Here is an 11,099-nt window from a genome sequence, read left to right as displayed (position 1 = left end):
GGTGATATTAACTATAACGCTGTCAATACTGGTGATAATGACGGCTATTCTTATTTCCCATCAACTTTACCTATAGGCGGTGAAATATTCCTCGATTATCAGGACCAAGGTGCTGGCAAATATGGCGAAGGAAGTGATGATAGTTTGACTCTAATTCATGAGTTGGGTCACGCTCTTGGATTAGAACATCCTTTCGAAGGGCTAAATATCCTTGCCCCGATTAAGGATAATTATGACTATACAGTTATGTCTTATACGGCATCCCGTAATCTCTTAGTAGATATTACTTATGGTAATAACCAAGCCCTTGCATCATATACATGGGATGCGATGCCGAGTTCTTATCAGTTGCTAGATATAGCCACCATGCAAGCGATATATGGAGCTAATCTTGGTACAGCCACAGGTGATGATAGTTATTCAATTAGTTTCGCAGATAAAAACTACCTCACTATTTGGGATGCTGGTGGAGAAGACTCTATTAATGTTGCCTCAGCCACGGGTGATAGTGATGTGGATTTACGTCCTGGCTCGTTTTCTTCGATAGATGTTAAGACCATCCAAGAGCAGATCAATGAAGATGCTAACTGGTTATTCACCCAGAGCAATTTTGATTTTGGTAATTGGGTGAACGAAGTTTATACGCAAGAGCAAGAGAATATTTACACAGGTGAAAATAATCTCGCCATTGCTATTAGCGTTTGGATTGAGAATGTTTATACCGGATCAGGTAATGATGTCGTCTATGACAACGCAGTAGATAATATTATCAATACGGGTGCAGGGGACGATTTGATCCGTTTATATGAAGGGGGGTATGACAGTGTGGACGGAGGTTCCGGTAGCGATATTCTTGAACTAGGAGCGAACCAATCGAGCGTCACTGTGCAAGATCATGGGGGTAGCTATACATTCATAGGAGCAGATTTTGCGGTTGATGTCGTAGGAGTGGAAACGGTTAACTTCCTTGATGGAACTCTGTTACTGAGTTAGAGGCCAGAAAATAAGTTTAGTTACAGCCTGAAAGTCCTGAAACGACGCAATTTCGAGATAATGACTTTCAGCTTCACTCAGCGCTTTGGGAGCGCTAATTTATAGCATGCTCCCAATGTTGCTGATTACAAAGTGTCATATGTAGATTTATAGCGTTCTTATGCTTTAGAGGTTTAGAGCTCTTTGACTCTCATTATTCTGTTTAAGCAGAATCAATCCAAGTATCAATAAAGAACCTATGATCATGCTGCCTGCAGCAAGGTATAGCCCAAGATTATAGTTGCCAAATTCTTCCGCGAGATAACCTGTTATAACCGGAGCAAGTATCTGAGACACACCATAAGCAAGGGTCATTTTTCCCATAAACTTGGCTGGATTGCTGGGGAAAAACTTGCCCGCCAGTGTCAGTACGAGGCTTACGCAGGCAACAAAAGTCCCTCCAAACAAGACTGTACTCAAGATAATAACAATTAAAGAATCACTCAGAGCAGGCAGTAATATCCCAACCACATTCAGAGAATAGGTAGCCAACAAGGCTTTCAGGTAACCTACTTTACGAGCAACCCTATCCCAGATAAGAACTGCAGGGGTTGCCCCTATGCCAACAAGAACAAAAGAGAGTGGCCCCAGTCCTTGTAGGCTTTCTATCCTTTCGACAATGTCCACAATGAATGTTGCGCTTACTACATAGCCATAACCTGCACAGAAATATGCCAGGAGCATCAATAACGTAAACGTTTTGCCCGGTGGGTTATCTTTGATTTGAGCTCCAGCATGGGCATCAGTTTCTGGATGAGGCATCCACAGCCAGACAGGAAGAGCAATAACCGCCGCCATAACCGCAAAGGCGAACCACTGTTGCTGCCAAGAAGCAGAGAGTTGCAGCATCACTTCAACCAGAAGCGCTGCCGACATGATACTCAGGCCAATACCACAGAAGTGAATGCCAAGTTCTGCGCGATGGTTATTATGTACCAGCCATTTCAGGATCAGGCCCGAAGCGATGATAAGACCTCCAGAGCCACAGACCCCGGCAATAAAGCGAAGTACTGCCCAAACCCATATATCGGTGGTTATCGCCATTGCGGCAGAGGTGACAATACTGAGTATCAAGTAGAGACGCAGCAGCAGATATTTGTAATTAAGGTTATTCAGATTGGCTGTAATCAATACGCCAAGCATGTAACCCATATAGATACTGGTAGCGAGCCAGCCGCTCTCAGACTCAGTCAGCCCTGTGGCTTCCTGCATAACCGGTAGAAGAGGTGTATATGCAAAACGAGCTACGCCTACAGTCACAATCAGACTACAGATGCCCGCTAGGTAAACGCGGCTTTTTGTGAGAGAGCTCAGCATAAAGTTTTCTCGATTTATTGAATAACAGTTCACTCATTTTAGTGTTTTTTGCTAATCTTAAAAATTGAATGTTTAAGAATAAAAGCTTCACTATAAGAGAAGTTTATGGAGATTATCGGATTAAAAACTTTTAAAGCGGTGGTTGATGAGGATGGTATTCGGGGTGCTGCTGAAAAGTTGCATACGGTGCAATCTAATATCACGAACCGTGTAAAAAAGTTGGAAGATGAGCTGGATACCAAGCTCTTTAATTTAGTGGGGAGGAAACTGCAGCTGACGCCGAGTGGCCAGCAGTTATACCAGTATGCCTGCCAGATTATCCAGCTTGAGTACCAGGCTACAGCCGCTATTTTAAGTAATAAAGGTAGTTACGATCTGCGCATTGGAATGCCTGAAACTTTTGCTGCTGTGCATATGCCGATGGTGCTTAAGCAGCTAAAGCAGAAACACCCGGAAATTCATCTGAAAATATTTACGGACACCAGTGATAATCTGGTACAGGCGGTTCTTGATAATAAGGTTGACTGCGCTACTTTGGGGAATGCTCCTGATCATGAAGAGCTGATTGTAATTCCCATTATTAAAGAGCAGCTGGTTATGGTTACGCCACATGATGATAATTACGAGCAGGTGATGTTTGTTCGTGAGGAGGGTTGTGGTTATCGCAAGCGAGCGTTGCTCTGGCAGCAGGAAGTAGGGCGTGGTGGTGAAGATTTGATGGTGATGAGTAGCGCTGACGGTATTCTTGGCTGTATAGCTGCAGGCCTGGGATACACTATCATGGGTCAGAACATGGTGGTCGGCAGTCGCTACGAAAAAGCATTAGCGATGCAGCCGGTGAGTCATGGGCAGGCATATGTTCAATTATCATTAGTTTATCGAAAGGATAGCCCTCTCTCTGAAGGGATTGGCAATCTCTCTCAGCTTTTCTCCCATTGATCTGATCTCAATTACCTTCCGTATATGTTCTTACGGGAGGTATATATGTATTTGGGTAAGGCTTTTGTTGATCTTATCGGTTCTGGTAAATCACAAAATTTCTGGTGCAACCTAATCGGTTTTAATCTGCTCTGGGCGTGTTGTATTTTGCTTGGCAACAGCGTGTTGATTGCTGTGATTTTTTTATTGCTGGTCCACTTCTTATTTCACTCAACCCCCTTGGTTGAAGTCCAGGTCGTATTTATCACAGCAATATTGGGGTACAGCATTGATTGTGCTTTAACACTGCTTGGTTTTTTCCAGTTTGAGAAAGTACAGGGAATTACTCCGCTCTGGTTAATCTTCCTCTGGATCGGTTTTTGTTGCACGTTGCGGTCAAGTCTGGCTTTTTTTTCCGGGAAACTATTTTTAAGCATTCCAGTAGGTGCCGTTGCTGGCAGTATGGCTTATATGGCTGCGGCTAACTTTGGGGCTGTTCAGCTAATCCTACCTGCGTTGACCAGTGCGCTGATTTTAGCGCTTATATGGGCGGTCATGTTTCCTTTGCTGTTATGGATCAGTTCCAATCTGGAGGAATATTTATGCTTCAAAAGCTGATCCTCCTGGTATGCCTATTGGCTCCTCATTCGTTGCAGGCAAAGCAACTTCCACAGAACTGGGTAGCTGTTGGTAAAGCAGACCTGCAGGTGCTCTGGTTTGATATCTATCAGGCGGAGCTTTCTACCCCAGATGGAGTGTTCCATGGATTAAACAGTCCCATGCTGCTGCAGATTTTATATAAACGAAATATCAGCCGGGATGAGCTGGTGGATGAGACGCGAAATCAGATTCGCACTTTTGCCAACAGCGAGAAGATCCCTCTTTGGATAGCTCGGTTAGAAAAAATCTGGCCTCAAATCAAAAAAGGAGATGAACTGACTTTCTGGATTGATCAGGAAGCCTCGGGTCACTTCTACTATAACCGCGAGTGGATCGGTTCACTTGATGACCCACAGTTTTCCCATGCTTTTATTCAGATCTGGCTTTCGGACCAGGGAGAATATCCTAATTTGGCACGAAAGCTTCGCGGGGAGTTTAAAGATGAAGTTACTGAGTAGGGTGTTGGTTATGTCATTTTTCCCTTTTTTATTTGGCTGTTCAGTGACCATAGATGAGTACCGGGATACTCAACCGGAGTTGGATCTTAGCCGTTTTTTTAATGGTCATCTGGAAGCCTATGGCATTGTTCAGGATTACAAAGGCAGGGTTAAACGGCGTTTTAAGGCGGATATTCTCGGTCAGTGGCGAGATGATCAAGGTGTTCTGGACGAACTCTTTTACTTTGCTGACGGTGAAGAGCAGCACCGCTGCTGGCAGTTACAAAAGTCAGGCACTCACTATACTGGGCGTGCCGGTGATGTCATTGGTGAAGCACAGGGTGAGGTATCCGGTAATGCTCTGAACTGGAAGTATCAGCTGTCGATTCCCATTGGCGAGAAGAACTGGAATATTGGCTTAAATGACTGGATGTATCTGGTTGATGAAAACAACTTAATTAATCGGGCAAGTATGCATAAATTCGGTTTAGAAGTCGGACAGATTACACTCTACATCCGTAAGGTTTCAGATACTCCACACCGGTCATTAACCCCTGGTTGCGGTTTGTAGGGGGATATGATGCGTAACATACCTTCATCTTTGCCTTGGAAAACTGCATGGATCACCGGTGCGGGTAGGGGAATTGGCGAATCCGTTGCAAAACTGCTCTGCCATTATGGGCTGACTGTTTACGCTTCAGCTAGAAACTCTTCTGAACTAAATAATTTAAAGAATAGTTGTTGTAATGAATTGGGTTTGATCGTGCCTATTCCCATGGATATCACTGACCCGAGACAGATCGATGACATGATGCTCAGTTGGGATCAAGGGCATGGCGTGCCTGATCTGGTTATTCTAAATGCCGGCACTCATGATCCTTTTCCTGCACATGAATTTAGTGCAGAGCGTTGTAGCAAGCTTTTGCGGACCAATCTTCAGGGAACAATCAACTGCATTGATCCTGTGTTGAAACGCTTTATTAAGCGTAATTCTGGTCAACTGGCGGTAATGGCGTCCGTTGCCGGTTATCGTGGTTTACCGACGGCTGCAGCTTATGGTGCAAGTAAGGCTGCTCTGATTAATCTCTGCGAGGCGCTTCGCCTTGACTTAAAAGGCACTGATATTAAATTACAGGTGATCAATCCGGGATTTGTGCGCACGCCGCTAACCGATAAAAACGATTTCAAAATGCCTGCTTTAATGGAGCCTGAAGAGGCTGCCGTCGAGATCCTGAATGGATTGCTCGGTAGACGATTTGAGATCTGCTTTCCAAAACGTTTTGTCTACCTGTTGAAGTTCCTGCGGCTCCTACCCTACAGTTGGTACTTTGGTTTGCTTGAGAAAAGCGTCAAAGTTGAACCTGAAACTGAAGCGGTAGATAAGCATGGATAATTGGCTGGAAAACTACATCAACGTGCTTGAAAAGCTGGACCGGAATAATCTACAGAGTCTGGAAACAGTGACTGCAGATACCCTGGAGTTCCGTGATCCGTTCAATCATACCCATTCACAGCAGGCTTTTCTGGCCATCATGGCGGATATGTTCGAGAAGCTTCCTACCGTTCGTTTCACTATTCATCAATCTATGCAGGATGATCTTTCTGCTTTTATTCGCTGGACCTTTACTGCGAATAGTAAAATGACTGGTGAGTTTAGCGTTGAAGGTACAAGCCGTCTTGAAGCCGACAGCCAAGGCTTAATTACTTTGCACCATGATTATTGGGATGCATCTGAGCTGATGCAAAGGTTGCCTGTTCTTGGCTGCATAATAGGTAAACTTCGTTGTAAGCTTTCACACTAATGGTCTTCTCGGATCTTCTGGCATCGATTTTATTAATTGAACTCTTAGCCGCTCCTATAGAAGAACTACACATCGTTACTTCAGTATTTCTGGCATAAAAATGCCCTCTTGAAGAGGGCCCTGTGGATGGTTGTCTCTAATTCAATTTCTAGTCTTCATGACAGAGCACATATAGCCCTACATCGATTGATCCCTGTTCAAATCCACCTTCACAATAAGCGAGATAGTAACGCCACAGACGATAGAAGTTTTCATCAAATCCCTGTTCACGGATCTGTTCCCAACTGTTTTCGAATGCTTGGCTCCATTCCCGGAGGGTACGAGCGTAGTCTTTGCCGAACAGCTGCATCTGTTTCAGCTTGAAGCCATGTTCAGCTATTTTCTTCTGGAGAATTTCGACACTTGGTAACATGCCTCCGGGGAAAACATAGCGTTGGATAAAATCTGCCTGTTTGCGGTAGCTGTGGAAACGCTCATCCTCAATACTAATCACCTGAAGAACGGCGTTACCACCGGGTTTCAGTACTTTTTTCAAAGTCTGGAAGTAGGTATCCCAGTGAGCCTCACCGACTGCCTCAAACATCTCAATAGAGACCACGCCATCATATTGATGATTAAGGTCACGGTAGTCAGTTAAGCTAAGATGGACTTGTTCATTAAGCTCCGCCTGATCCACCTTATCTTTGGCCCAGGCTAGCTGTTCTTTAGATAGGGTGACACCATGTACATTCAGGTTGTTGTCCTGACTGGCTTGAATAGCAAAGCCTCCCCAGCCACAGCCAATCTCTACAATTCTTTCACCAGGTTTTGCATCTAGCAGTTCCAGAATGCGGCTATTTTTATTTTTCTGAGCTTCAATCAGAGGCGTACTATCATTTTGATAGAGTGCCGCTGAATAGGTCATGCTTTCGTCGAGCCAGTGTTTATAAAAATCATTACCAAGATCGTAATGGGCTGCGATATTACGCTGGCTGCCTTTACGGCTGTTATCTCGCTGCCAGTGATAAAAGTTGTGCAGGGTTTCTGTTAGGAAACTTGCTTTAGCGATAGATCCTAACTCTTTTTCATAAGTCAGTGCCCACTTCACCAGAGCGGTAAGATTGTTACTGTCCCACTCTTTGGCCAGATAACTTTCAGACCAGCCGTTAATACCGCCCATGTAAAGCCGCAGTAACGGACGGAAGTTATGCAGCTTTACATCAGCTACAGGGGAATTACTACCTAATCTGCATTGATAGCCACTGGGCAGGGTTAGCTGTAACGTGCCGCAAGATTTATCCAGCAGAGGTCTGAGTTTTTGTAGCAGCTGTTTCTCCAGCCAGGATGGTTGCGGGTTCAGCTTTTTTGTCAGTGTATTGATCGGTTCATAAGCTTTCATGGTGTGATACTCCGCTTTTATCCTGCCAACTGATGCTTAATGTTCTGTTTTTATCACGCGGCTGAATTTTGAGTTTTTTGCGCCAAAGTTTAAGAGCTTCCCAGTGGATGCCGCCCATGACCTTAAGTGTCATTAATGGATATTTGATCAGCATTTTCAGGAGAGAAAGATCGTTCAGTGTTGAGTGTGATCCTGTAAATGTCGCGTGCAGTATCGGGTGCGAATCAACTGCGTTGCTATTGCTCTGGCGAATACAAACAGCGACTTTCTTGGTCGGGGGCTGGATACGGAAGCTGTAGGCTGTATCCATAGGCATAAATGGGCTGACGTAGAGTTTCTTGTTGCAACCGTGCCTTACGACATCAATGCTATCTCCAGCGGGTAGAAGGTAGGTATGTCGAGAGCCAAAAGTGTTACTCACTTCATAGAGAATGACTTCCAGTTTTTCTTCAGCGTTGTAGCAGAAGTAAACGCTCAATGGGTTAAAGGCATAACCTAAAATACGAGGGTAGCAGAGCAGTTTGATTCTGTGAGTCGCACTTGGATAACCGCGTTTTATTAGCAGAGAACGGATATAGCCGACAAGGTTGCCTTCCTCTCGTCCAGATCCATAATCTTTCTCATGGAAGGAAAACAGATTAAAGCTGTTTAAGGAAAAGAGTTTTAATTGATCAAGCCAGGGTAGTTCATCCAGATCAATACAGCAGGAAAAGACCCGATAGATAAAACGGTGTTTAGCTGGACTGAAACGGTGATGCATCACATGCCCTTGATAGATACAGCTATTTAGATCAACCATGGGCCAAACCATCCAGTTGTGGTTGTGCTGAACATACAGGGCGCTGCTCATCAACGAAAATACGGCTGTTTTTATCTTCGAGGTGCCAAGGGCGGGGCACGCCCCCTAACTGTTCAGCTACAGCCAAACCTGCCTGCAGGCCGTCTTCATGAAAACCGTATCCAAAATAGGCGCCGCAAAACCAGGTCCGCCGTTTCCCTTGTAGTGACCAAAGCTGTTTTTGCGATGTTAAAGCATCACGCCCGAACTCCGGGTGATCGTAGAAAAAGCTGCGGATAATACTGCCCTCTGCTGGTTCCCTGAGAGGGTTGAGAGAAACAAACAATGGCTTTTCGGTGCCGAGAGGCTGCAATTGGTTCATCCAATAGGTGACTGAGACCTGCTGGGATTCATCTTGATCTGTTTCGGATAGGTAATTCCAGCTTGACCATACCGCTTTGCGAATTGGCATCAGGCTTTCATCCATATGAAGGTAAGCTTTGTTACGCTGATAGGGAAATCTGGATAGTAATGTCTGTTCTGATTCCGTCGGTGAATCAAGCAATGCAAGCGCTTGATCAGAATGGCAAGCCAGTACTACATCATCATAGTATTCACGGTTACCGTGGTGGTCTTCAATGATGACTTCATCTTGATTACGAATAATGCGATGAATCCGGCTGTTAAGCTTTATCTTACCTTCCAGTTCCTCAGCGATACGATTGACATATTGCTTACTGCCACCAATCACAGTGCGCCACTGTGGGCGATCTTTAAGTTGAACTAATCCATGATTACGACAGAACCTTAGAAAACTGCTGGCAGGGTAGTTAAGCATCTTATCGACCGGTGTTGACCAGATCGCTGCACCCATAGGCAGCAGATGATTCTGGATAAATTCAGTTCCGTAACGGTGTTGCTGCAGAAGCTCTTTGAGTGTGATCTTATGGAGATCATCTTGCTGCATCATCTGTTCGGATTCCCGATAAAAACGGAGTAACTCTCGGACCATTCGCCAGAAGGAGGGACGAACTAGATTTCTTTTCTGAGCCAATAGTCCTTTTAGCCCTGTACCAGAATATTCCAGCTCACCCTTATTCATTGATACTGCGAAAGACATATCAGTTTCACAGGTGTTGATATTCAGAGTTTCAAAAAATTTAACCAAATTCGGGTAGTTAACCGGATTGAATACGATAAACCCGGTGTCTACGTTTACATTGCTGCTATCAAGGGGGAATGTAACTGTATTGGAATGCCCGCCGAGACGATCATCTTTCTCATAAAGCGTTACCTGATGCGCTTTGTTTAGCAGCCATGCGCAGCTCAGGCCGGATACACCAGAGCCGACAACTGCAATTTTTTTTGGTCTTATCGCTGCTAAATTCATCAGGATGTCCATAATTTGTTAATTGATACCTTATTACGCAGCATTAAAGAGAAAAGATCATATTTATTTTTTACATATGACATATGATCTGAATGAAACCAATATCCGTAAGGGGAGTTATGGAAAATAAACCACCGGGTGAAGATGTGGACAATATAGTTACCATGCCCCAACGTGAAAAATCACAAGACTGGAGCGATCTGCTAGCTCAATTGGCAGAGACTAAGAAGAAAACACTGTATATAGAACTCTTCAAACACTTTGCGCCTAAAGTGAAGGCTTACATTATCCGTTTAGGTTTAGTAGAGACAACAGCGGAAGAGTTAATGCAGGAAACCATGCTAGCAGTCTGGCGCAAAGCGCATATGTACAATCGTTCGAAAGCTGCAGCGAGTACATGGATTTTTACCCTGGCGCGTAACCTGAGTATCGATTGGATGCGTAAACAGAAGTATCCAGAGTATGGCCTGGAAGAGTGGCATGAAGAACCGGATGAGCACAATCCTGGCGAAGAGATGGTTACGTCAGATCGTCTCAACAGAGCTATAGCGCAGTTACCGGAAAAGCAGGCGCAAGTTATCTATATGTCCTTTTTTGAAGGGCGTTCCCACTCAGATATATCGGACCGGTTAGGTGTTCCTTTGGGTAGTGTGAAGTCAAGAATAAGACTGGCTTCTGAAAAGTTAAAAACGATATGGAGGGATGGTGTATGAACATTAAACATCACCTGGATGAAGCTACTCTGGTCAGTTATGCCGCTGGATCGATGTCGCAGGCAATGGCACTGGTAGTTGCCTGTCATATCTCCATGTGCCCTGAATGTCGTGAGCGAGTACAGCAATCGGAAGCGATCGGCGGCATGCTTTTGGATAGCCTCGAAGCGGCAAATATTAGTGATGATGCACTAGATCAGGTATTGGCTGCATTAGACGATGAAGAGACTGGTTTTTCTGCTTCGGTATTTGAACCGGTAGTTCAAGATAGAGCAGAATCTATCGATAGCGATCTGCCTCAACCTCTGGCAGAAGTTATTGGTGGTTCACTGGAGCAGGTCGAATGGAAACGTATTGTGCCCGGTGTCTCTTATTGCGATCTGCCCTTTAAAACCGAGCGTGGTGGGGTTTCCCGCCTGTTGCGGATAGCGCCCGGTAAAGCGATGCTGCCACATAGTCATGATGGTAATGAGCTAACCCTCATTCTGCGTGGTTCATTCTCGGATGAGATGGGGCGTTTTACGGCGGGGGATATTGCTGATCTGGACAATGAAATTGAGCATCAGCCTCTGGTAGATAGCGATGAAGATTGCATCTGCCTGATCGCTACCGATGCACCGCTCAAGTTCAGCACCTTGCTTGGCAAAATCGTACAACCAATCACAGGCTTCTGA

The 11,099-nt window shown here is 44.9% G+C and carries 12 protein-coding genes and 1 pseudogene; 9 read left to right on the top strand and 4 right to left on the bottom strand.

What is annotated here, in order from left to right:
- Positions 1-993: pseudogene (locus GY843_RS03445) on the top strand (hypothetical protein); the annotation flags it as partial.
- A 165-nt stretch (positions 994-1,158) separates the two neighbouring features.
- Here GY843_RS03445 and GY843_RS03440 read toward each other — a convergent pair.
- Positions 1,159-2,349, bottom strand: a complete 1,191-nt coding sequence (locus GY843_RS03440) for a YbfB/YjiJ family MFS transporter (protein ID WP_297306544.1) — start codon at positions 2,347-2,349, stop codon at positions 1,159-1,161.
- Between the two features lie 105 nt (positions 2,350-2,454).
- Between GY843_RS03440 and GY843_RS03435 the strand changes: the two genes are divergently transcribed.
- Genes GY843_RS03435 through GY843_RS03410 form a run of 6 tightly spaced genes read left to right on the top strand, consistent with a single transcriptional unit; the run spans position 2,455 to position 6,166 of the window.
- Positions 2,455-3,288, top strand: coding sequence for a LysR family transcriptional regulator (locus GY843_RS03435; protein WP_297306542.1), 834 nt, complete (start codon positions 2,455-2,457; stop codon positions 3,286-3,288).
- A gap of 45 nt (positions 3,289-3,333) precedes the next feature.
- Positions 3,334-3,885, top strand: coding sequence for a DUF2878 domain-containing protein (locus tag GY843_RS03430; RefSeq protein ID WP_297306540.1), 552 nt, complete (start codon positions 3,334-3,336; stop codon positions 3,883-3,885).
- Entirely contained in the window at positions 3,870-4,385 is a 516-nt protein-coding gene (locus GY843_RS03425) for a chalcone isomerase family protein (protein WP_297306538.1), read from the top strand. Before GY843_RS03430 ends, GY843_RS03425 begins: the two co-directional genes overlap by 16 nt.
- Positions 4,369-4,935 carry a DUF3833 domain-containing protein gene (locus tag GY843_RS03420; RefSeq protein WP_297306536.1) on the top strand — a complete coding sequence of 189 codons (567 nt, stop codon included), beginning with the start codon at positions 4,369-4,371 and terminating at the stop codon, positions 4,933-4,935. Before GY843_RS03425 ends, GY843_RS03420 begins: the two co-directional genes overlap by 17 nt.
- Before the next feature lie 6 nt (positions 4,936-4,941).
- Positions 4,942-5,757, top strand: a complete 816-nt coding sequence (locus GY843_RS03415; RefSeq protein ID WP_297306534.1) for an SDR family oxidoreductase — start codon at positions 4,942-4,944, stop codon at positions 5,755-5,757.
- Positions 5,750-6,166 (top strand): nuclear transport factor 2 family protein, encoded by a 417-nt coding sequence (locus GY843_RS03410; protein ID WP_297306531.1) that lies wholly within the window; start codon positions 5,750-5,752, stop codon positions 6,164-6,166. Before GY843_RS03415 ends, GY843_RS03410 begins: the two co-directional genes overlap by 8 nt.
- Positions 6,167-6,314: 148 nt before the next feature.
- Here the strand turns inward: GY843_RS03410 and GY843_RS03405 are convergent, their stop codons facing one another.
- Genes GY843_RS03405 through GY843_RS03395 form a run of 3 tightly spaced genes read right to left on the bottom strand, consistent with a single transcriptional unit; the run spans position 6,315 to position 9,712 of the window.
- Entirely contained in the window at positions 6,315-7,544 is a 1,230-nt protein-coding gene (locus GY843_RS03405; RefSeq protein ID WP_297306529.1) for a cyclopropane-fatty-acyl-phospholipid synthase family protein, read from the bottom strand.
- Positions 7,531-8,343, bottom strand: a complete 813-nt coding sequence (locus tag GY843_RS03400; protein WP_297306527.1) for a DUF1365 domain-containing protein — start codon at positions 8,341-8,343, stop codon at positions 7,531-7,533. Before GY843_RS03400 ends, GY843_RS03405 begins: the two co-directional genes overlap by 14 nt.
- Positions 8,336-9,712 (bottom strand): NAD(P)/FAD-dependent oxidoreductase, encoded by a 1,377-nt coding sequence (locus GY843_RS03395; RefSeq protein WP_297306525.1) that lies wholly within the window; start codon positions 9,710-9,712, stop codon positions 8,336-8,338. The genes GY843_RS03400 and GY843_RS03395 overlap by 8 nt, the downstream gene beginning before the upstream one ends.
- Positions 9,713-9,831: 119 nt before the next feature.
- On the opposite strand from GY843_RS03395, the gene GY843_RS03390 reads away from it, so the two are divergent.
- Both GY843_RS03390 and GY843_RS03385 read left to right on the top strand, forming a co-directional pair.
- Positions 9,832-10,425 carry a sigma-70 family RNA polymerase sigma factor gene (locus tag GY843_RS03390; RefSeq protein WP_297306524.1) on the top strand — a complete coding sequence of 198 codons (594 nt, stop codon included), beginning with the start codon at positions 9,832-9,834 and terminating at the stop codon, positions 10,423-10,425.
- Positions 10,422-11,099: a ChrR family anti-sigma-E factor gene (locus GY843_RS03385; RefSeq protein ID WP_297306522.1), complete on the top strand. Its 678-nt coding sequence runs from the start codon at positions 10,422-10,424 to the stop codon at positions 11,097-11,099. Before GY843_RS03390 ends, GY843_RS03385 begins: the two co-directional genes overlap by 4 nt.

Origin of the sequence: Neptuniibacter sp., assembly GCF_024231755.1 — a bacterium.
Classification (GTDB): domain Bacteria; phylum Pseudomonadota; class Gammaproteobacteria; order Pseudomonadales; family Balneatricaceae; genus Neptuniibacter.
Note: the sequence above shows the minus strand (reverse complement) of the source record. Positions and strands in the feature narration are given on the sequence as shown.

Excerpts from the sequence above, each read along its gene's own strand:
- GY843_RS03440 (WP_297306544.1), bottom strand. The coding sequence starts at position 2,349 with ATGCTGAGCTCTCTCACAAAAAGCCGCGTTTACCTAGCGGGCATCTGT.
- GY843_RS03395 (WP_297306525.1), bottom strand. The coding sequence starts at position 9,712 with ATGAATTTAGCAGCGATAAGACCAAAAAAAATTGCAGTTGTCGGCTCT.
- GY843_RS03435 (WP_297306542.1), top strand. The coding sequence starts at position 2,455 with ATGGAGATTATCGGATTAAAAACTTTTAAAGCGGTGGTTGATGAGGAT.
- GY843_RS03420 (WP_297306536.1), top strand. The coding sequence starts at position 4,369 with ATGAAGTTACTGAGTAGGGTGTTGGTTATGTCATTTTTCCCTTTTTTA.
- GY843_RS03410 (WP_297306531.1), top strand. The coding sequence starts at position 5,750 with ATGGATAATTGGCTGGAAAACTACATCAACGTGCTTGAAAAGCTGGAC.
- GY843_RS03400 (WP_297306527.1), bottom strand. The coding sequence starts at position 8,343 with ATGGTTGATCTAAATAGCTGTATCTATCAAGGGCATGTGATGCATCAC.
- GY843_RS03415 (WP_297306534.1), top strand. The coding sequence starts at position 4,942 with ATGATGCGTAACATACCTTCATCTTTGCCTTGGAAAACTGCATGGATC.
- GY843_RS03430 (WP_297306540.1), top strand. The coding sequence starts at position 3,334 with ATGTATTTGGGTAAGGCTTTTGTTGATCTTATCGGTTCTGGTAAATCA.
- GY843_RS03405 (WP_297306529.1), bottom strand. The coding sequence starts at position 7,544 with ATGAAAGCTTATGAACCGATCAATACACTGACAAAAAAGCTGAACCCG.
- GY843_RS03425 (WP_297306538.1), top strand. The coding sequence starts at position 3,870 with ATGCTTCAAAAGCTGATCCTCCTGGTATGCCTATTGGCTCCTCATTCG.
- GY843_RS03385 (WP_297306522.1), top strand. The coding sequence starts at position 10,422 with ATGAACATTAAACATCACCTGGATGAAGCTACTCTGGTCAGTTATGCC.
- GY843_RS03390 (WP_297306524.1), top strand. The coding sequence starts at position 9,832 with ATGGAAAATAAACCACCGGGTGAAGATGTGGACAATATAGTTACCATG.